General features: G+C 44.8%; 18 protein-coding genes. 13 read left to right on the top strand and 5 right to left on the bottom strand.

The features are described from left to right. Positions 1 to 6: 6 nt before the first annotated feature. The 4 genes from WKT20_RS04040 to WKT20_RS04050 all read left to right on the top strand — a co-directional run bounded on the left by WKT20_RS04040 (position 7) and on the right by WKT20_RS04050 (position 6,688). A complete protein-coding gene (locus WKT20_RS04040) occupies positions 7 to 1,647 on the top strand; it encodes a RagB/SusD family nutrient uptake outer membrane protein (RefSeq protein ID WP_118165718.1) in 1,641 nt (546 codons plus the stop codon). 20 nt (positions 1,648 to 1,667) lie between these two features. Then, the gene (locus tag WKT20_RS04045) at positions 1,668 to 3,224 is read left to right on the top strand and encodes a sulfatase family protein (RefSeq protein ID WP_118165716.1); all 1,557 of its coding nucleotides are present in this window, start codon (positions 1,668 to 1,670) and stop codon (positions 3,222 to 3,224) included. 288 nt (positions 3,225 to 3,512) lie between these two features. After that, positions 3,513 to 4,379, top strand: a complete 867-nt coding sequence (locus WKT20_RS18295) for a glycoside hydrolase family 78 protein (protein ID WP_445323257.1) — start codon at positions 3,513 to 3,515, stop codon at positions 4,377 to 4,379. Further along, a complete protein-coding gene (locus WKT20_RS04050; protein ID WP_445323258.1) occupies positions 4,325 to 6,688 on the top strand; it encodes a family 78 glycoside hydrolase catalytic domain in 2,364 nt (787 codons plus the stop codon). The genes WKT20_RS18295 and WKT20_RS04050 overlap by 55 nt, the downstream gene beginning before the upstream one ends. Before the next feature lie 75 nt (positions 6,689 to 6,763). On the opposite strand, the gene WKT20_RS04055 is transcribed toward WKT20_RS04050, so the two are convergent. Both WKT20_RS04055 and WKT20_RS04060 read right to left on the bottom strand, forming a co-directional pair. Then, positions 6,764 to 7,657: an AraC family transcriptional regulator gene (locus tag WKT20_RS04055; RefSeq protein WP_007560193.1), complete on the bottom strand. Its 894-nt coding sequence runs from the start codon at positions 7,655 to 7,657 to the stop codon at positions 6,764 to 6,766. Further along, on the bottom strand, positions 7,632 to 7,793 hold the full coding sequence (locus WKT20_RS04060; RefSeq protein ID WP_181991916.1) for a hypothetical protein: 162 nt from the start codon (positions 7,791 to 7,793) through the stop codon (positions 7,632 to 7,634). Before WKT20_RS04060 ends, WKT20_RS04055 begins: the two co-directional genes overlap by 26 nt. A 26-nt stretch (positions 7,794 to 7,819) precedes the next feature. Here WKT20_RS04060 and WKT20_RS04065 point away from each other — a divergent pair, with 26 nt between their 5' ends. The 5 genes from WKT20_RS04065 (at position 7,820) to fucO (ending at position 13,657) form a co-directional block, all read left to right on the top strand. After that, the gene (locus WKT20_RS04065; protein ID WP_118165712.1) at positions 7,820 to 9,298 is read left to right on the top strand and encodes a rhamnulokinase; all 1,479 of its coding nucleotides are present in this window, start codon (positions 7,820 to 7,822) and stop codon (positions 9,296 to 9,298) included. Between the two features lie 6 nt (positions 9,299 to 9,304). After that, complete coding sequence (locus tag WKT20_RS04070) at positions 9,305 to 10,558, top strand: L-rhamnose isomerase (protein ID WP_340416872.1); 1,254 nt, start codon at positions 9,305 to 9,307, stop codon at positions 10,556 to 10,558. Between the two features lie 65 nt (positions 10,559 to 10,623). Beyond that, complete coding sequence (rhaT, locus tag WKT20_RS04075; protein WP_340416873.1) at positions 10,624 to 11,634, top strand: L-rhamnose/proton symporter RhaT; 1,011 nt, start codon at positions 10,624 to 10,626, stop codon at positions 11,632 to 11,634. Between the two features lie 26 nt (positions 11,635 to 11,660). Next, positions 11,661 to 12,470, top strand: a complete 810-nt coding sequence (rhaD, locus tag WKT20_RS04080) for a rhamnulose-1-phosphate aldolase (RefSeq protein ID WP_117701763.1) — start codon at positions 11,661 to 11,663, stop codon at positions 12,468 to 12,470. A 32-nt stretch (positions 12,471 to 12,502) separates the two neighbouring features. After that, the gene (gene fucO / locus WKT20_RS04085) at positions 12,503 to 13,657 is read left to right on the top strand and encodes a lactaldehyde reductase (protein WP_118026302.1); all 1,155 of its coding nucleotides are present in this window, start codon (positions 12,503 to 12,505) and stop codon (positions 13,655 to 13,657) included. A 221-nt stretch (positions 13,658 to 13,878) separates the two neighbouring features. Here fucO and WKT20_RS04090 read toward each other — a convergent pair whose 3' ends face one another. Next, entirely contained in the window at positions 13,879 to 14,784 is a 906-nt protein-coding gene (locus WKT20_RS04090) for a serine O-acetyltransferase (protein WP_340416874.1), read from the bottom strand. Between the two features lie 88 nt (positions 14,785 to 14,872). Here WKT20_RS04090 and WKT20_RS04095 point away from each other — a divergent pair, with 88 nt between their 5' ends. Continuing rightward, positions 14,873 to 15,004 carry a hypothetical protein gene (locus WKT20_RS04095; protein WP_007560208.1) on the top strand — a complete coding sequence of 44 codons (132 nt, stop codon included), beginning with the start codon at positions 14,873 to 14,875 and terminating at the stop codon, positions 15,002 to 15,004. Positions 15,005 to 15,082: 78 nt separating this feature from the next. On the opposite strand, the gene rnr is transcribed toward WKT20_RS04095, so the two are convergent. Further along, positions 15,083 to 17,233: a ribonuclease R gene (gene rnr / locus WKT20_RS04100; protein ID WP_340416875.1), complete on the bottom strand. Its 2,151-nt coding sequence runs from the start codon at positions 17,231 to 17,233 to the stop codon at positions 15,083 to 15,085. Between the two features lie 148 nt (positions 17,234 to 17,381). On the opposite strand from rnr, the gene WKT20_RS04105 reads away from it, so the two are divergent. The 3 genes from WKT20_RS04105 to WKT20_RS04115 are packed head-to-tail and all read left to right on the top strand — an operon-like array spanning position 17,382 to position 20,270. Beyond that, positions 17,382 to 18,284: a cation diffusion facilitator family transporter gene (locus WKT20_RS04105; RefSeq protein WP_007560214.1), complete on the top strand. Its 903-nt coding sequence runs from the start codon at positions 17,382 to 17,384 to the stop codon at positions 18,282 to 18,284. A 4-nt stretch (positions 18,285 to 18,288) separates the two neighbouring features. Continuing rightward, the gene (locus WKT20_RS04110) at positions 18,289 to 19,299 is read left to right on the top strand and encodes an NAD-dependent epimerase/dehydratase family protein (RefSeq protein ID WP_340416876.1); all 1,011 of its coding nucleotides are present in this window, start codon (positions 18,289 to 18,291) and stop codon (positions 19,297 to 19,299) included. Next, positions 19,296 to 20,270 carry a phosphatase PAP2 family protein gene (locus WKT20_RS04115; RefSeq protein ID WP_117701806.1) on the top strand — a complete coding sequence of 325 codons (975 nt, stop codon included), beginning with the start codon at positions 19,296 to 19,298 and terminating at the stop codon, positions 20,268 to 20,270. Before WKT20_RS04110 ends, WKT20_RS04115 begins: the two co-directional genes overlap by 4 nt. 15 nt (positions 20,271 to 20,285) lie before the next feature. On the opposite strand, the gene dusB is transcribed toward WKT20_RS04115, so the two are convergent. Then, entirely contained in the window at positions 20,286 to 21,272 is a 987-nt protein-coding gene (gene dusB / locus WKT20_RS04120) for a tRNA dihydrouridine synthase DusB (protein WP_118242368.1), read from the bottom strand. Positions 21,273 to 21,287: the final 15 nt, after the last annotated feature.

Consider the following 21,287-nt stretch of genomic DNA (forward strand, 5'->3'; position numbering starts at 1 on the left):
AGCCTTATGAAATGTTCTAAATATTTGATGCTTGCTACCTTGCTTGCTTCATTGTCTTTCTCGTCATGTGACTTGGAAAGATTGCCTCTGACCGACCTATCGGAAGAAAATTTTTGGAATGATGAAAAAAATGCAGAACTTGCCTTGACTGCTCTTTATCGTGGAAAGATAACTAATGGCTTGGAATATAGCGTGTCTGATTTCTGGTCTTATCATGGGTTGCTGTTTATGGAACATTTGACAGACAATGCGTTTGACCGCCGGGGAGAAAATAATGACTTTTACAAGATAGCCAGCGGACAGTTGTTGAATACGAATTCTTTTATAAAGAATTACTGGTCTTCAGCTTATTCGCGTATAGGTAAATGTAACCGTTTCTTGGAAGGAATGCAAAGGATGCCGGAGTCGGATTTGAAAAAGAGGATGATAGCTGAGGCTCGTTTTTTGCGTGCGATCCAATATCATTATTTGGCAAGTTATTTTAAAGATGTGCCATTGGTTACTACTGTATTGAGTGGTGAGGAAGCAAATACTGTAAAAAAAACTTCACAAGCTGAAATATTGGCATGGTGTGCTACTGAATTTAAAGAAGCTGCTGCAGATTTGCCACGCTTTAAGGATCTTGCTTCAAGTGAAACGGGCCGTGCCTGCAAACAGGCTGCTTTGGCTTTTCTAGGCCGCACATGTATGCTTCAAAAAGATTGGGCGAGTGGAGCTGCCGCTTATAAGGAAATCATAGATTATGGAGACAATGATATCCACACGAGTTATCCGGAATTATTCTGGCCAGGTACCGGGGTTGGCAATAAAGAGAATATTTTCTATATTGCTTATTTGGAGAATTATTTTGGCTGTGGTATGCCTCAGCAAGTGCTTCCAGCTAAAGATGGAGGATGGAGTCTTTCCAATCCTTCTGCCGGCTTGTTTGAATCTTATGAATTTGTTGATGGTACTCCGTTCAGTTATGATGACCCACGTTATAATCCAAATAATTTAGGAGAGAACCGTGACCCTCGTTTGGACTATACTTTGTTTTATAATGGTGTGGATTTTATGGGTACAACGTATCGCATGAGTCCAGATTATGAAGCTTCTGCTAAAGAGCGACTTGATTATTCGTCAGAAGCATCAAAAACAGGTTTCATGTGGCGGAAGTATTTTGATGAGAATCCGATTAATGATATTCAAAGCTATAGCGCAGTGACACCTATAATTCGTTATGCGGAAGTGTTGTTGGGTTATCTGGAATGTTTGATTGAAGGGGGAGAGGTTATTGATAAGCCTATATTAGATGCTACAATCAACAAAGTGCGTGGTCGTGCCGGGGTAGAGATGCCTCCTATTACAGAAACAGATCCGTCTATTTTACGGGAAAGACTCCGTAACGAACGAAGAATAGAATTGGCCTATGAGGGAATACGTTATTGGGATTTATTGCGTTGGGAAATTGCAGACAAGGTTTTAGTTGGAGAAGTTTGGGGAGCACCTTACCCTTCTTCTACTACTTATGCTTCCTCTACTAAGGAAATAGATCCTACAGGGAATTGTCGTTGGTATGTTGGACGTCGTGATTTTCGCAATCCGCAAGATTATAAATGGCCTATTCCTTTGTCAGAGCAGAATATAAATCCCAATTTACGTGATTAGTACTGATAATAATTAATGATATGAAAATACAGTATTTAACATTCTCTCTACTCTCTCCGTTTGTTTGTAATTGGGTTAGTGGAGCTTCTGTGGAAGATAGCAATAAGAATGAGGTAACTGAACGCCTATTGCCCAATGTCATTATCATTTATGCAGATGATTTGGGGTATGGTGATCTGCAATGTTATGGCGCGAAAAATATAGAGACGCCAAATGTGAACAAGCTGGCTGATGAAGGGTTACGTTTTACGAATATGCATGCTGTGGCTGCTACCAGTACTCCTTCACGTTATTCATTATTGACGGGTGAATATGCTTGGAGGAAAAAAGGTACAGATGTTGCAGCTGGAAATGCAGGAATGATTATTCGTCCTGAACAATATACTATGGCTGATATGTTTAAGCATTCTGGTTATGTGACTGGAGCCGTTGGCAAGTGGCATTTAGGCTTAGGTGATAAGACTGGTGAGCAGGATTGGAATGCTCCTTTACCTGCCTCTTTGGCTGATTTGGGATTTGATTATCATTATATTATGGCTGCTACAGCTGACCGTGTTCCTTGCGTATTTATAGAGAATGGACAAGTGGCGGGATATGATCCGACAGCTCCTATCGAGGTGAGTTATAAGCAAAATTTTCCAGGAGAACCTACAGGAAAAGACAATCCTGAGCTATTGTATAACCTGAAGCCAAGCCATGGGCATGACATGTCAATTGTGAACGGTATTAGCCGTATTGGATACATGAAAGGAGGTGGAAAGGCATTGTGGAAAGATGAGAATATTGCTGATTCTATTACTTCGCATGCTATTGATTTTATCAGCCAGCATCAAAATGAACCGTTTTTTCTTTATTTTGCAACAAATGACGTGCATGTACCCCGTTTCCCCCACGAACGTTTTCGAGGAAAAAGTCCGATGGGGTTGCGTGGAGATGCTATTCTGCAATTTGACTGGAGTGTAGGCCAAATTATGAAAACGTTAGATAGATTGGGTTTAACAGAAAATACGCTTGTTATTTTGTCTAGTGACAATGGGCCGGTTGTGGATGATGGTTATGATGATCGAGCTGAAGAACTGTTGAATGGGCATACGCCTTCCGGACCGCTAAGAGGTTATAAGTATAGTGCTTTTGAAGGTGGAACAACTGTTCCTGCCATTGTGCGCTGGCCAAAAATGATACAAAAAAAGGGCGTATCAAATGTGTTGATGTCGCAGATTGATTGGATGGCTTCATTAGGAGAGCTAATTCATGCACGTTTACCTAAAGGGAGTGCTCCTGATAGTTGGAACCGGTTAGGTAATCTATTGGGTACGGATAATACAGATCGTCCCTGGGTTGTAGAGTTTGCGGCTAATCATGTATTGTCTATCCGAACTAAAGATTGGAAATATATAGAACCAAATGATGGGCCACGCATGATTACTTGGGGACCGAGAATAGAAACAGGTAATGACAGTATTCCACAATTGTATGAAATGAAGAAAGTTAACGAACAAGAAAATGTAGCGGCTCAATATCCTGAAAAGTTATTTGAAATGCAGACTTTGTTGCGAAAAGCGAAATTAGGTCAGTAGTTGTAAAGCTATTTAGTTGGTGCTCTAAAGGAGAATCAATGGATAGACTTACTTAAAGTCTGTAAATTATAATATAAAAATCTCCTGCTTTAGCTTTCATTTACCTTAATGATATGTCTAAAAGTAGGAGGTTTTTTATTTTTAATTTTTTTGTAATTCTATTTGAGATAATCTCTTTTTGTAATTTCGAGAGAAATTTAATTATAATGAGGTATGGGTAGAAAATCTTTTTTGATAATAATTTTGTTAGGAATAATTTTATCGAGCAGCACTTATAGGAAGGAATACATGTCAATAGCTGAAATGAAAGTGGGGTTAGCTGAGAATCCTTTAGGGTTAGATACGTCAATCCCCAGATTCGGTTGGCAACTTGTAAGTAACCCACACGAAAGAGGCATATATCAGACAGCTTATCAATTAGAGGTAAAGGATGAGGCTGGAAAGGTAATCTGGAATTCCGGAAAAGTGACAACGGATGTATCCCAGCATGTGACTTATCAGGGAGAGGCGTTGAAGCCGGCTACCCGTTATATCTGGAAAGTAAAAATCTGGAACAATAAGGGAGAAATTGCGGAAAAAGATGCTTGGTTTGAGACAAGCCTGATGACGTCTGATGATAAAGAAGGCTGGAACGGAGCACGTTGGATTGGAGGCAGTGACGAGGATATGGTGCTTTATTCACATTATTTGCCAGTATTCAGACTGGATTGTTCATTTCAGATGAAAAAACAGGCTACGTCGCGCAAGATATCATTTGTGTATGGTGCCAACGATGAACGTCTGATGAATGCGAATAAGAACATCTATCACATTGCCAGCGGGAAGGATGAATCATACATAAAAGTGGAGTTTGATTTGTCTCTTTTGAAAGACGGACGAAATGCCTGGATACATATTTATCGTGCCGGTTATCAGCCGGATGATAAACCTTCTGTTCCTTTGAAATCTTTTATGCTACCCGTTGATGTGCTGAATGCGAAGAATCAATATCAGCTGCATACGTTCTCTTTGTATTCCAATTTGGGTTTTACCACACTGAAAAAAGGAGAGGTACAGATTGGAGAAGTGAATCTGAATCCCATAAGGTTCGTAAGGCTCGTTTGTATGTTACCTCTCGTGGTATTTATGAAATGTATCTCAACGGACAGCGCGTAGGAGAGGATTATTTTAACCCGGGCGTGACACAGTATAATAAAACGCATCTGTATCAGGTGTACGATGTGACGAAGTTGATTGCGAAAGGAAAGAATGCCGTTGGAGCCATTTTGGCCGAAGGATGGTGGAGTGGAGGAGCAACTTATGCCGGAGAAAACTGGAATTTCTTTGGCGACCGTCAGTCATTGCTGGCACAGTTGGTTGTGACTTATGAGGATGGAAAGGTACAGACGATTGTAACTTCTCCGGATACGTGGAAGTATTTTAATCAGGGGCCTGTGGTGTATGGCAGTTTCTTTCAGGGAGAGGTATATGATGCCTTGAGAGAAAAAGCGATTGAAGGATGGACGAAAGCGGGATATGATGATTCGGCCTGGAAGAAAGCGGTAGAAGTTTCGCTGGGAGGTCATGTCAGTCGGTTAGGTGGAGGAACAATGCCTAAAGTCGATGATTATTCCAATTTCCACTTGGTGGCTCAATACGGTCAGACGGTAAAGGCCATTCAGAAACTTACGGCACAATCGGTAGAAGAGGTTCGTCCGGGCATCTTTGTGTACGACATGGGGCAGAATATGGTAGGAGTGCCAGAAATCACGTTCAAGGGAATCAAGGCAGGACAGGAAATCAATCTGCGTTATGCCGAGGTGAAATATCCCGACCTGCCGCGTTATGCCGGAAACGAGGGAATGATTATGCTGGAAAATATTCGTGCAGCCATGGCGCAGGATAAATATATCACGAAAGGAGGAAATGAAACGATTGCCCCGCGATTTACCTATCATGGATACCGCTTCATTGAGATTACGGGCATAGACAAAGCTTTGCCGCTGGAGGATGTGAAAGGAGTGGTGTTAAGTTCGATTGACGGACTGGCATCCAAGTATGAAACGTCTAATAAGAAGGTTAATCAGTTGTGGCACAATATTGTGTGGTCTACTTATGCCAATTTCTTCTCTATCCCGACCGACTGTCCGCAGCGTAACGAGCGTTTGGGATGGGCGGGTGATATATCGGTATTCTCCCGCACGGTCACTTACCTGGCAGATGTACCGCAGTTCTTGCGTCGTTATTTGTGTGCCATGAGGGACGTACAGCGTGAGGATGGCCGTTTCCCGGATGTGGCTCCTCTAGGTGGCGGATTTGGTGGCTTGCTGTGGGGTAGTGCTGGTATTACAGTGCCGTGGGAAGTGTATCAGCAATATGGTGACAAGAGTTTGCTGGCAGAGCACTATGAGGCGATGTGCCGTTATGTGGATTATGTACGGACCAGGAATATCAATCCGGAGACGGGCATATTGGAACAGGAAAAGGTCTGGGGAAACTTGGGCGACTGGCTGGGACCGGAGGACAACAAGAATGACAAAACACTGATGTGGGAAGCATACTTCCTTTATGATTTGGACATTATGAAAAAAGTGGCTCAGATTTTAGGTAAAAAGGAGGATGCGGAAAAGTTTGGGAAGTTGTATGACGAACGTAAGGCGTTCTTCAACCGTACATATATTGACCCGCAGACAGCGAAAACGATTTCTTCCGGGGCAAACGGTCCGGAAAAGGGAAAACTGGTGGATATACAGACTTCGTACGTGCTTCCTCTATCTTTCGGCATTGTGAACCCAGAATGGAAAGAACAGTTTGCGGCTAATCTGGCGCATACGGTGCAGAGGGAGAATGTGGCAGACGATGGAAAGACTTATCCGGCTTATTCGCTGATGACGGGATTTATCGGTACGGCATGGATTAACAAGGCACTTTCGGACAATGGATATGATGAGGTGGCGTACAACCTGCTGCAACAGACTACTTATCCTTCGTGGCTGTATTCTGTGGAGCAGGGAGCTACGACCATTTGGGAACGCCTGAACTCGTATACGCATGTCGACGGATTTGGCGAGAACAACCGGATGAACTCGTTTAATCATTATTCTTTTGGAGCTGTCGGGGCATGGATGTATGCCTATTCACTGGGTATTATGCGGGATGAAAACCATCCGGGATTCAAGCATTTTGTGCTTTGTCCTAAGGTAGACCCTACAGGAAAGATGACTTTTGCCAGAGGATATTATGATTCGCTGTGTGGACGTATAGAAAGTGCATGGGAAGTAAAAGGCGGAGAGGTGAGGTATTCATTCACAGTTCCGGCAAATACCAGTGCGACACTTTATTTGCCTGCTGCTTCAATGGATAGCGTAACTGAAAATGGTCGCGCGTTACAAGCTGGGAAAGAGGGTATAAAAGAAGTGACATATCAGGATGGAATGTGCAAGGCGGAATTGTTGTCGGGAACTTATCACTTTGTGGTGAAATAATTTTAGGCTATAAAATAAAGCAACCTCCTTCTGCTTGCTGTGAGCAATTCTTCAGCGCAGAAGGAGGTTGTATTTTTATTCTCTTCCGAATTTTTTTCGGTAGGATTGCGGAGTGTATCCTGTATATTTCTTGAAAACCTTGGTAAAGTAAGGTATATCGTCAAAGGTCAGGTAATAGGCTATTTCTTTGGTGCTTCGCTGAGTGGTGGCCAGCAAATCTTTGGCCTGCTGGATTTTCAGTTCCTGAATGTAGTGCGCCGGAGAAAGTCCGGTATACTCTTTGAATAGTTTCCGGAACCAGGAATAACTCATGTGCAGGGAGTCGGCAACTTCTTCCGGACCGATACCTTTTAACAGGTTCTCGCGGATGAACACCTTGGCTTTGCTAATCTGTTCGGTAGCTTTGTTGTCGAACTCGTAGTTCTGCGAGTAGTACATGGTCATGCCTAAGATAAGATTGGCAATGCCGGCCAGATATTGCTGGCAGGCTGCTTTTTCTTCCATGGCCACTTGAATGGCTTGTTCGTAAAGTTTGACGATGCTGTCCTGCACACCGATGTGATATACAATTTGGTCTTTCGCAAAAAAATTGTTTTGAAAACGGCTGTCCATGTTGATTCCCTGAAATCCGATCCAGTATTCCTGCCAGCCGGTTTTTTTATCGGGGAAATAGCTGTGCCATACGTGAGGCTGGAGAATCAAGATGTCTCCTTCCTTGATTTCGATGAAAGTATCGGGAGAGGTATAGAAATAGCCTTTTCCGTGCGTGATGTATAATAGCTGGTAGCTGTCCAGCACACGACCGCGTGAGGGAGTGAAATAAAAGGCATCCGGATGTCCGGTACGAGGTGGGTACACTGGGTAATTGGGTGGTATGGGTTCCGAGCCTACGGTGTCCACGGTAATTCCCCAGTCTATATCGCGCGGACTTCGTACCAGATATTTATAGTTTACGCTGTTTTTTTCCATTTTTTGTCCCTTTCTTCGCAAAGATAAAAAATCCCTGATAAACTCCTGAATTTTCGTCGGCAGGAAAAATCAAAAACTTATATTTTAAAGTCATTTCTTCCGCAAGAAGGGAATTTTTTCTTTCTACTTTTGTCACAGTAGTTAACCAAATAAACTTTTAGCATGGATTCCAAATATTTTATTGCATTTGATTTAGGAGCAACTAGCGGAAGAACCATATTGGGGACGCTGACCGGTGATAAATTGACACTGGAAGAAGTTACTCGCTTCCCGAACCAGATGCTGCAACTCAACGGACATTTTTACTGGAATATTTTTTCCTTGTATGAGAATTTGAAGAAAGGTCTGGCTGCCGTGGCACAGAAAAAAGTACCTGTCACTTCTATCGGTATTGATACATGGGGAGTGGATTTTGCTTTTGTGAACGAGGAAGGGGCACTGATAGGCCTTCCGTATGCGTATCGTGACCCGCAGACTATCGGTAAGAAGGAAGAGTTCTTTGAAAAGGTGATGTCGGCAGATGAGTTGTATGGAAAGACGGGAATTCAGCACATGGATTTCAACAGTATTTTCCAGTTGTACACTTTAAAACAACGGAAGGACTTCGGGTTGGCACACGCCAGTCGTCTGCTCTTTATGCCGGATGCGCTTTCTTACTTGTTGACAGGAAAGATGGTGACAGAATATACCATTGCATCGACTTCTCAGTTGCTGAACCCGGAAACACGCAAATTAGATGAGAATTTGCTGGAAGTGCTGGGTGTCAGCAAATCCTTGTTTGCGGATATGGTGGAACCGGGAGCTAAGATCGGTATGCTGACCGAGGATTTGTGTGAAGAACTTCAGATAGAATCTGTTCCGGTAATTGCCGTAGCCGGACACGATACTGCTTCTGCCGTAGCGGCTGTACCGGCTGCCAACAAGAACTTTGCTTACCTGAGTTCGGGTACATGGTCGTTGATGGGAATTGAAACAGATGGTCCGGTTGTGAATGAAAAGACAACTCACTATAATATTACGAACGAAGGAGGAGTAGACGGTACCATTCGCTTGCTGAAGAATATCACAGGTATGTGGATTGTAGAACAATGTCTGAAGAAATGGCATAAGGAAGGAACGGATTATACGTATCCGCAGATGGTGGAACTGGCTCAGGCTGCTCGCCCGTTTGCTTGCTTCATCAATCCGGATGATCCGGGATTTACCAATCCACAGGATATGCCTAAAGCCATTTGTGAGTACTGTGCACGTACCGGACAGAACGCACCGCAGACACATGGTGAGTTTATCCGTGTCATCTTTGAGAGTCTGGCATTGAAATACCGTGAGGTACTCGATGTATTCCGTGAACTTTCCGTAAATCCGATTGAAAAGTTGCATATCATTGGAGGAGGTTCACGCAACAAACTGCTGAATCAGTTTACTTCAAATGCCATCGGCTTGCCGGTTGTGGCCGGACCGAGCGAGGCATCTTCAATTGGAAATATCATGCTTCAGGCTAAAGCTGCCGGAGTAGTAAGTACGTTGCAGGAAATGCGTAACGTGATTTCCGTCAATGTGGAACCGGATTATTTCTCACCGGCGGATGCGGAAGTGTGGAATGAAGCTTATCAGAAATATATATCAATCATTAAAAAATAATTTGCCATGAAAGAACAACAGATTATCAATGCGTATGAAATAGCTAAAGAACGCTATGCCAAATTGGGTATCGATACAGATGCCGTAATGGAAACTTTACAGTCTGTACCTATGTCTATGCACTGCTGGCAGGCAGACGATGTGACCGGATTCGAATCACAGGGTTCACTGACCGGAGGTATTCAGGCTACCGGGAATTATCCGGGAAAGGCTCGTAATATTGAGGAATTGCGTGCAGATATCCTGAAGGCTGCTTCTTACGTACCGGGAAAACATCGTTTAAACTTGCATGAAATCTATGGTGAATTCGGTGGACAGTTTGTAGACCGTGACCAGGTGGAAGTAAAACATTTTGAAGGCTGGATGCAGTGGTCAAAAGAAAATGACATGAAGCTGGATTTCAACTCTACTTCTTTCTCTCACCCGAAGTCTGGAAACCTGTCTTTGTCAAATCCTGACAAGGCTATCCGTGATTTCTGGATTGAACATACTAAGCGTTGCCGTGCCATTGCTGAAGAAATGGGTAAGCGTCAGGGCGATCCTTGTATCATGAACTTGTGGGTACACGATGGTAGCAAGGATATTACCGTAAACCGTATGAAGTACCGTGCATTGCTGAAAGATTCTTTGGACCAGATTTTTGCACAGAAATACGATCACATGAAGGACTGTATCGAATCAAAAGTATTCGGTATTGGTCTGGAAAGCTATACAGTGGGTTCTAACGACTTCTATATTGGTTATGGTGTACAGAACCAGAAACTGATTACACTCGATACCGGTCACTTCCATCCGACAGAAAGCGTGGCTGATAAGGTTTCTTCTCTGTTGCTCTATGTACCGGAACTGATGTTGCATGTAAGCCGTCCGGTTCGTTGGGACTCAGACCATGTAACTATCATGAACGACGATACACTCGATTTGTGCAAGGAAATCGTACGTTGCAATGCGTTGAGCCGTGTTCACATCGGTTTGGATTACTTCGATGCATCTATCAACCGTATCGGTGCGTATATAATCGGTATGCGTGCTACACAGAAGTGCCTGTTGCAGGCATTGCTCGAACCGCTGAACACGCTGCGTGACTATGAAGAAACTGACCGTGGCTTCCAGCGTTTGGCATTGCTCGAAGAATGCAAGTCATTGCCTTGGGGAGCTGTATGGGATATGTTCTGCTTGAAGAACAATGTACCTGTAGGCGAAGAATACATTGCTGAAGTAGAAAAATACGAAGCAGAAGTAACCTCTAAGAGAAATTAATCTTACAGCCGGATGGCGGGAAAAGCTTGTCTTGCCCGTTGTCCGGCTGGCTTAATTTATAGGCTATGGAAATCATTATCGGATTGTTGATTATTGCAGTGGGAGCATTCTGCCAGTCGAGCTGCTATGTACCCATCAATAAAATAAAGAACTGGAGCTGGGAATCTTACTGGATTGTGCAGGGAGTTTTTGCCTGGCTTGTTTTTCCTTTCTTGGGCGCGTTGCTGGCTGTTCCGGACGGACACAGCCTTTTTGAGGTTTATGCGGCTCATCCAGCCGATACGCTTTGGGCGATGTTCTTCGGTGTACTCTGGGGAGTGGGTGGTCTGACATTTGGTTTGAGTATGCGCTACCTTGGAGTAGCATTGGGACAGTCTATCTCGCTGGGTACCTGTGCCGGACTGGGAACAATCTTGACGCCCATATTTACTGGTCACATGGATGAACTGACCATGCCGGTTATTGTGGGAGTGATTGTGACTTTGCTGGGTATCGGCATCATCGGTTATGCCGGAAATATGAAGTCTGCCAGTCTGAGCGAGGAAGAAAAGAAAAAAGCTGTGAAAGATTTCAATTTTACTAAAGGAATTTTCGTAGCTTTATTGGCGGGTTTCATGAGTGCCTGTTTCAGTATCGGATTAGGATTCGGACAGAGTTTGTGTTTCCCGGAAAGTGCAGAAGTGTATAAAACTTTGCCGGCTACTCTTATGGTGACTGCCGGAGGTTTCCTTACCAACATGGTGTACTGTTTTTATCAGAATGCAAAGAACAAGACATGGGGTGATTATGGAAAGACCTCGCTGTATGTGAACAACATTCTGTTCTGTGCGTTGGCCGGTGTGTTATGGTATAGCCAGTTCTTTGGCTTGAGTCTGGGAAAAGGTTTCCTGGTAGCTTCACCGGTACTGCTTACGTTCTCCTGGTGTATCCTGATGTCGCTGAACGTGACATTCTCGAATGTGTGGGGAATTATTTTGAAGGAATGGAAAGGATGTTCTTCCAAGACCATCTGGGTACTGGTATTGGGGCTGATTGTCCTGATTGTATCTTCTTTCCTTCCGCAGCTGTTGAAATAAAAAATCAAATTTAAATACATAATATAATGAAATCAATTCTTGAAGGACGTCCGGATTTGGCCCGTGAAATCAATAAAGTGGCCGAAGTGGCCGGATATTTGTGGCAAAAAGGATGGGCTGAACGCAACGGTGGAAATATCACCATCAATGTAACAGAGTTTGTAGACGATGAAATCCGTCAGATGCCGGCTATCAGTGAACCGAAACAGATTGGAGCGGTATTACCGCATCTGAAAGGCTGTTACTTCTTCTGCAAAGGTACACAGAAACGTATGCGCGACCTAGCTCGCTGGCCGATGGAAAACGGTTCTGTAATTCGTATCTGCGACGATTGTGCCAGCTATGTCATTATCGCTGACCAGCCGGTGATGCCGACTTCGGAAGTGGCTTCTCACCTGACTGTTCACAATACGCTGATTGCGGAAGGTGCCCAGAAAAAGGCTACCGTACATACACACCCCATCGAACTGGTGGCAATGAGCCATACTCCGAAGTTCCTGGAAAAGGATGTGCTGACTTATCTGTTGTGGAGCATGATTCCAGAAACAAAGGCATTCTGTCCGCGTGGATTGGGTATCGTGCCTTATAAGATGCCGAGCTCAGTAGAACTGGCAGATGCTACACTGAAGGAACTGGACGATTATGATGTGGTAATGTGGGAAAAACACGGTGTATTTGCCGTAGGTACCGACGTAATGGATGCGTTCGACCAGATTGACGTGCTGACCAAGGCTGCCCAGATTTACATTAATGCCCGTTGCATGGGATTTGAGCCGGACGGTATGACGAAAGAACAAATGCAGGAACTGACGGACGTGTTCCATCTTCCGAAATAAATAAAAATCTAACCTTTTAAAACCATGAAATTATGTACAGAATGATTTTGAACGAAACCTCTTACTTTGGTGCCGGATGTCGCGAAGCTATCGCTACAGAAGCAGGCCGTAGAGGTTTCAAGAAAGCTTTTTTTGTAACTGACAAGGACCTGATTCGTTTTCACGTAGCAGACAAGGTGGTGGAAGTGTTCGAAAAGGCAGGTATTCCTTACGAAATATACAGTGATGTAAAAGCCAATCCTACCATTGCCAATGTGCAGAACGGTGTGGCAGCTTTCAAGGCTTCCGGTGCCGATTTTATCGTAGCATTGGGTGGCGGTTCTTCTATTGATACGGCGAAAGGTATCGGTATCGTAGTAAACAATCCGGAATTTGCCGATGTGCGTTCATTGGAAGGGGTAGCAAATACGCATCATAAAGCAGTGCCGACTTTTGCTCTGCCTACTACTGCGGGAACTGCAGCTGAGGTAACCATCAACTATGTGATTATTGATGAGGCTGCTACCAAGAAAATGGTGTGTGTAGACCCGAACGATATTCCGTCAGTAGCTATCGTAGACCCTGAACTGATGTATTCTATGCCGAAGGGCCTGACTGCCGCTACAGGTATGGATGCCCTGACGCATGCCATTGAAAGCTACATTACTCCGGGAGCTTGGGTGATGTCGGATATGTTTGAATTGAAGGCCATTGAGATGATTGCCAAGAACCTGAAGGCTGCCGTAGACAATGGCAGTGATCCGGTAGCTCGTGAAGCCATGTCGCAGGCACAGTATATTGCCGGAATGGGATTCAGCAATGTAGGTCTGGGAATCGTTCACTCTATGGCTCATCCTCTCGGTGCGCACTATGACACTCCGCACGGCGTAGCCAATGCACTGCTGTTGCCTTACGTCATGGAATACAATGCAGAATCTCCTGCTGCACCGAAATACCTGAATATTGCCAAGGCGATGGGAGTAGATACTACTGGTATGAGCGAAGCAGAAGGTGTAAAAGCTGCGGTAGAAGCTGTTCGCCAGCTTTCTTTGAGCATCGGTATTCCGCAGAAGTTGCATGAAATCGGTGTGAAGGAAGAAGATTTGCATCAGTTGGCTATCGATGCATTCAATGATGTCTGCACCGGAGGTAATCCGCGTCCGACTTCAGTAGAAGACATTGAAGCACTCTACCATAAGGCTTTCTAAGCATTCATATTATTTTATATACAAAAACGTCCGCAGTTTCCGGTGAGTTTTCCGGGATTGCGGACGTTATTTTTTTGAAGACTCCTTCCTGGGAAAAAAAACGCCTTTACGTTTGGATTGAAACGCAAAGGTGTTTAAGATGAAATGTACTTGCGTTTGGTTTCAAATGTCCTTGTGTTCTGAAGTAAACGTAAGTACGTTTTGGAATGGGTAATTTTTCCTTAATTTTCCTTGCTCTTTCGCTGTACAATGCGGGCACCGGCAGGTACACTTTCCGTCACCCAGATGTTACCTCCAATGGTAGCTCCTTCACCGATGGTGATGCGTCCTAAAATGGTGGCATTGGAGTAGACAATCACATTGTCTTCCAGTATCGGGTGGCGTGGAATACCCTTGATGGGGTTTTCCTGTTCGTCGCAAGGGAAACTCTTGGCACCCAATGTAACACCCTGGTACAGTTTCACGTGATTACCGATGATGCAGGTCGCACCGATTACGACACCCGTACCGTGGTCAATGGTAAAATGATGTCCGATTTGCGCACCCGGATGGATGTCGATTCCGGTTTCGGAGTGAGCCATTTCCGTGATGATACGCGGAATAAGAGGCACGTTGAGCCGGTGAAGCTCGTGGGCAATCCGGTAGTTGGTCACTGCACGGATGACGGGGTAACAGCAGATGATTTCACCAAAGCAGGTGGCAGCCGGGTCACCATAGTATGCAGCTTCTACATCGGTAGCCAAAATCCGTCGGATTTCCGGCAGACGGCTGATAAATTCTGCTGCTAATTGGGTAGCTGTAGCACGACAAGGCGATTGACAGTCACACTGACCTGAATTTTCCACCCCGAAGCACAGTCCGGCCTGTATCTGCTCAATAAGCAGAGAGAACAGTTCTTCAATATTGACACCAATGTGGTAATTGATGGTCTGGCTGTTGATGGTAGAATTGCCAAAGTAGCCGGGGAACAAGATGGCACGTGACAGTTCTACGATGCGTTCCAGTGATTTTCCGGAAGGAAGCGGCTCACCTTCTCTGTGCTGATGGAACAGCCCACGGTAAGATTGGCTGTCGGAAAGTTCGTCAACAGCCTTTGTCAGTATATGTGTGTAATCAATTGGGCTCATAAGCATTCCTTTTTGATAATTGGCAAAAGTAACTATATTTTGTGATGAATCCAATAAAATCTTATTTTTGTAGAAAAATCAGAATGGTATGGTAGTAAACAAGAAAAATCCGTTTGCTTTCAAGGCAAAACAGAGCAATAAGAAAAAGACAAGTGGAAAACGGGTGGGAAAGTCCCGTCCGGAGAAAGCGAATAACCAGTTAAACCGCAGGGTGAAATAATAAAAATCCCCGCTTCCTTGTAGAAAGTTTTTGTTTTCTAAAAAGAAGCGGGGAAATAATTTATTTAAACGCGGTTCGTCAAGCTTCAGCCAATACGAAATCCAGCTGTTTCTTAGCCAGGTTAGCACGGGCTACCTTAATCTTAATCGGATCGCCGAGACTGAATTTCTGGTGATGACGACGTCCGATGAGGCAGTAGTTCTTTTCGTCGAACTCATAGAAATCGTTGCCCAAGTCGCGCATGGCAATCATGCCCTCGCATTTGTTTTCGTTGATTTCTACGTAGAGTCCCCATTCTGTGACACCGGAAATTACACCATCGTACACTTCTCCGATACGTTCACCCATAAATTCCACCTGTTTGTATTTCACGGATGCACGTTCTGCACTGGCTGCAGTCTGCTCCATTGCCGAACTGTGTTCACAGAGAGTTTCATACTTGTCGGCTTGTGCGCTTCGTCCTCCTGCCAGGTAACGGGTAAGCAGGCGGTGTACCATCAAGTCCGGATAACGGCGGATAGGAGAGGTGAAGTGCGTGTAGTAATCGAATGCCAGTCCGTAGTGTCCGATGTTATAAATCGAATAGCGTGCTTTCTGCATGGCGCGTAAAGACACTGTTTCTATCAGGTTCTGTTCTTTCTTTCCTTCAATTTCGCCTAACAAATGATTGATAGACTTGGATACTTCAGCTTTGCTACCTCCTGTGCGGATTTTGTAACCGAAGCGGGCGATAAACTGATTCAGGTTATCCAGCTTGTCAGGGTCGGGCAGGTCGTGGATACGATAAGGAAGTACCTTCGGTTTTTTGTTCTTAGGAACTTTTCCTACGTATTCTGCCACCGTCTTGTTGGCTAACAGCATGAATTCTTCAATCAGCTTGTTGGCTTCTTTAGACACCTTGAAGTATACGCTGAGCGGTTTACCCGTCTCGTCAATTTCAAATTTTACCTCACAGCGGTCAAAGTTGATAGAGCCGGCGGCCATTCGTTTCTGTCGCAGAATCTGCGCCAGACGATTCAGTTGAAGTACCTCTTCCTTGTAGTCACCTTCCCCTGTTTCAATGATTTGCTGTGCTTCTTCGTACGTGAACCGACGGTTGGATTTGATTACCGTATGACGGATGCGGTAGTTCTTCACTTCCGCCTTTTCATTCATTTCGAAAATGACAGAGTAAGCCAGTTTTTCTTCATCAGGACGCAGGGAGCAAATAAAGTTGCACAAACGTTCCGGCAGCATCGGGATGGTACGGTCTACCAGATAGACAGAAGTCGCACGTTTGGCCGCTTCCTTGTCGATGATGCTTCCCTCTTTTACATAGTGAGATACGTCCGCAATATGCACACCCACTTCCCATAAGCCGGGTTTCAGGGTGCGGATGGACAACGCATCGTCAAAGTCTTTGGCATCTTTCGGGTCGATGGTGAACGTCACGACATCACGGAAATCTTCCCGTTCGGCATAATCTTCCGGCGTGATGTCGGCCGACAGTTTCTCTGCTGCAGCTTCTACTGCCTGCGGATATACGTACGGCAATCCGTATTCAGCCAGAATAGCGTGCATTTCAGTGGTGTTGTCACCCGCTTTTCCGAGGATGTCGATCACTTCGCCAAACGGATTCTTTGCTTCTTCCGGCCATTCGGTAATGCGGACAATAGCCTTATCACCGTTCTTTCCGCCTTTCAGCTTGTCTTTCGGGATAAAGATGTCGTTAGCCAGAGTACTGGTCTCCGTAAGCAGGAACGCATAATTCTTGCTGACTTTCAATACACCGACAAAGGTTTCGTTGGCGTGTTCCAGAATCTCGATTACCTGTGCTTCCAGCTGATGCTTTTTACGTTTGGCACACAAGGCAACTTTCACCTTGTCATTGTTCATTGCATGAGCAGAGTTACGTTCCGCAATGAAAATGGGTTCTCCTCCCTCTTCAGGAATAAACGAGTTCTTTCCATTGCTTTTACGTACGAAGATTCCGGTCAGAATCTGTCCTTTGTCATTGATTTTATAGCGCCCTTTTTCGATTTCAATCAGGAAGTTGTCTTCCAACATTTCTTCCACTACATCGATGCAGAGCATTTTTCCCGGATGGGTTGTAAGTTTTAGAGCTTGGAACAACTGCTTGAGGCTGAATGCTTCATTCGGCTTTGTACGGAAATAGTTGAGCAGTATCTCTACGAGCTCTTTTTTCTTCAGGTGCTTTCCGCCTTTCTTTTCTTTTTTCTTTTTAGCCATGTTGTTTTGTTTTAAATCAACAGCTCTCTGCTGTTGATAAGATTATCTTTATACAAAGAAAGTGATTTCCGGGGAATAAACGTGGTTTTTTCTGTTAAGATGCTGAAAAACTATTATCTTTGCCACATTCTTTTTACAAAAGTAAGATATGAATGAGATTGGAACATCCGTTCGTGAACGTGAGATTTACAAGGTAACCCTGGTGGGTAGTCTGGTCAATATTCTGCTGGTGGCCTGTAAGTTTGCGGCAGGCTTCTGGGGTAAGAGTGCGGCGATGATTGCCGATGCGGTGCACTCTTTGTCGGATTTGATAACGGACTTGATTGTCATCGTGTTTGTGCGTATTTCCAGCAAACCGGAAGATAAGGGACATGATTACGGACATGGAAAGTATGAAACACTGGCTACGCTCTTGATTGGAGCGGCTTTGCTGGCTGTAGGCGTAGGAATTTGCTGGAGTGGAATAGAATCAATCATCAGTTTTGCAAAAGGAGAGGCATTACAGTCGCCCGGCTGGATTGCACTGGCCGCTGCCATTGTATCCGTAGTATCGAAAGAAATCTTGTTTCATTACACCCGTCTGGTGGGAAAACGCTGTAATAGTCCGGCCGTGATAGCCAATGCCTGGCATCATCGCAGCGATGCATTTTCTTCTATCGGTACGGCCGTAGGTATTGGAGGAGCTATCTTGTTGGGAGAAAGCTGGCGTGTGCTCGACCCTCTGGCGGCAGTGATTGTCAGTTTCTTTATTGTGCAGGTGGCCGTGAAGCAGCTGAAGGCTTGTATTGATGAACTATTGGAACGCTCGTTGCCCGATGATATAGAGCAGGAAATTACGCAGACGGTATTGTCACTGGACGGTGTGTCGCAGCCGCATCATTTGCGTACCCGCCGTATTGGAAGTCATTATGCGATAGACATGCACGTGCGGATGGACGGAAGTATCTCGCTGCATGAGGCACATGAAAAGGCTACTGCCATTGAGCAGAAGTTGCGGGATACTTTTGGAGAGGATACCTACATCAGTATCCATGTAGAACCGGAAAAATAAGTTTATGGAGAAAAAAATATTAGTCACCGGTGCCAGTGGGTTCATCGGGAGCTTTTTGGTGGAAGGTGCGCTGGAGCGTGGCATGCAGGTGTGGGCCGGTGTGCGGAAGAGCAGCAGCCGGAAATATTTGCAGGATTCACGTATCCATTTTGCCGTACTGGATTTTACTGATTCCGACCGTCTGGCCAGTCAGTTGGAGGAACAGAAACGCCAGCATGGGAAATGGGATTACATTATTCATTGTGCAGGGGTGACCAAATGCCTGGACAAGGCCGATTTTGAAATCGGGAATTACTGGGCTACCCGACATTTTATTGAGACCCTGAAGCGATTAGACATGCTTCCCGTGAACTTTATTTACATAAGTTCGTTAAGTATATTTGGACCGATTCGGGAAAAAGACTATTCATCTATTTGTGAAACGGACACTCCCCGACCTAATACAGCGTATGGGCTGAGTAAACTGCATACCGAGGAATATTTGAAATCCCTCACCAATTTCCCGTATGTGATTTTCCGTCCGACGGGAGTTTACGGTCCACGGGAACGCGATTATTTCCTGATGGCGAAGTCCGTGCAGCAGCATGTGGATTTTGCAGCAGGTTTCAAACGTCAGGATATTACGTTTGTGTTTGTGAAGGACTTGGTACAGGCCATTTATCTGGCTATTGAAAAAAATGTCACAGGCCGCGCTTATTTTGTGAGCGACGGAAAGGTATACAGTAGTCATACGTTTTCCGACTTGATTCGGAAAGAATTGGGAAATCCGTGGATGCTTCGTTTCGTCTGTCCGTTGTTCCTTTTGAAAGCCATTTCCTTTGTGGCAGAGAATGTAGGACGAATACTCTGTAAGACGAGTACACTGAATTGTGATAAATACCGTATTATGAAACAGCGCAACTGGCGGTGCGACATCTCACCGCTGGAAAAGGAATTAGGATATGTTCCCGAATATCCGTTGGAAAGAGGAGTAAAAGAAATCATTGCCTGGTATAAAAAAGAAGGATGGCTATAGAACTGAAGTTATTTGAACGAGTAGAAAGTGGAAAGGGCTTGTTTGCTGTAGAAAGCATTAGCTTGATTTACAATGCACTGACCACTATTTTGATTTTGCTTTTGTATCCCCGGATGGATCATCCCGGGATGATGTTGCTGGAGCGTCTGGGCATTGTGGTCCTGACGTTCGTACTGATATATTTGTATCAGGCATTCCCCTGTCGTTTGACGGCTTTTATCCGTATGGTCGTGCAAATGTCATTGTTGGCATACTGGTATCCGGATACGTTTGAATTTAACCGCTTGTTCCCGAACCTGGATTACGTGTTTGCTTCTGCCGAACAGGCTATTTTTCATTGCCAGCCTTCGGTGGAATTTAGCAAGCTGTGTCCTTCCATGTGGTTCAGTGAGCCTTTCAATATGGGGTATTTCTTTTACTATCCCATGATGCTGATTGTGGTGGTATATTATTTCCTGACTCGTTTTGAATGGTTTGAGAAAATTTGCTTCGTACTGGTCACTTCTTTCTTCATTTACTATTTGTTTTACATTCTGGTGCCGGTGGCCGGACCGCAATTCTATTTCCCTGCCATTGGAATGGATAAAGTAAACGCTTGTGATTTTCCGGCAATAGGAGATTATTTTAATGACAATACTTTCTTGCTTCCTGGTCCGGGATATGAACACGGATTCTTCTATAATCTGGTAGAAGCTTCACAGGAAGTAGGTGAACGCCCTACGGCAGCTTTCCCCAGTTCACATGTGGGAATCTCTACGATTGTGATGATTATGGCCTGGCGTGTGAACCGAAAATTGGCCTACATTCTGTTCCCGTTCTATGTGTTGCTGTGCTGTGCCACGGTGTATATTCAGGCGCACTACCTGATTGATTCGCTGGTAGGACTTATTACCGCTTTCTTCGTTTATCAGCTGGCCACGCTGATGTATAAGCGCTGGTTTATTTCCCCGGTCTTTAAACGAATGTATTAAAAAAATCGGTAAGGATTATTCCTTACCGAAAGTAGCTTCTATATGGTCTAATATGCCATTCAGTTCATTTAATGTTTCTGCGCGAAGCATGGCAATGCGTGTGTCCTTGAAATTTGGAATCCCTTTGAAGAGAGGAGATGCGGCTAAGTGACGGCGTACGTGCAGGATACCTCTGCGTTCATCCAGCAGGTTTACACTGTCGAGCACTTCCTGACGCAATACATCCATCCGCCATTTGAAAGAAAGAGGCGGCAACTCTTCACCTGCTTCCAGATAATGTTTTACTTCCTTGAAAATCCAGGGACGTCCGAAACTGGCTCGTCCAATCATGATGGCATCTACTCCATATTGTTCAAAACACTCTTTGGCACGTTGTGGAGTAGTGATGTCACCGTTTCCGATAATGGGGATATGCATTCTCGGATTTTTCTTGACTTCTCCAATCAGGGTCCAGTCGGCTTCACCGGTATACATCTGTGCACGGGTACGTCCGTGGATGGTCAGAGCTTCAATTCCGCAGTCCTGTAATTGTTCCGCCAGTTCTACGATAATCTTGTGTTCTGCATCCCATCCCAGGCGAGTTTTCACGGTAACTGGAATCTTTACGGCATCTACTACCGCACGGGTTATTTCGAGCATTTTAGGTACGTTCTGCAGCATGCCGGAACCGGCGCCTTTTCCTGCCACCCGTTTTACCGGGCAACCGAAGTTCAGGTCTAATATATCAGGCTTGGCCTGTTCTACGATGCGGGCTGCTTCCACCATGGTATCCGTATCCTTTCCGTAAATCTGAATGGCTACCGGACGTTCCTTTTCACTGATGTTCAGTTTCAGCATGGTCTTCCCTACCGAACGAATCAGGGCATCGCTCGATACAAATTCCGTGTACACCATGTCGGCACCAAACTGCTTGCACATCAGGCGGAATGCAGGGTCGGTGACGTCTTCCATCGGTGCCAGTAATACTGGCTTTTCTCCTAAATCTATGTTTCTAATTTTCATTGCCTTGATATTGTC

The organism is Phocaeicola sp. ICN-14070, from assembly GCF_037892625.1.
Taxonomy (GTDB): Bacteria; Bacteroidota; Bacteroidia; order Bacteroidales; family Bacteroidaceae; genus Phocaeicola; species Phocaeicola plebeius.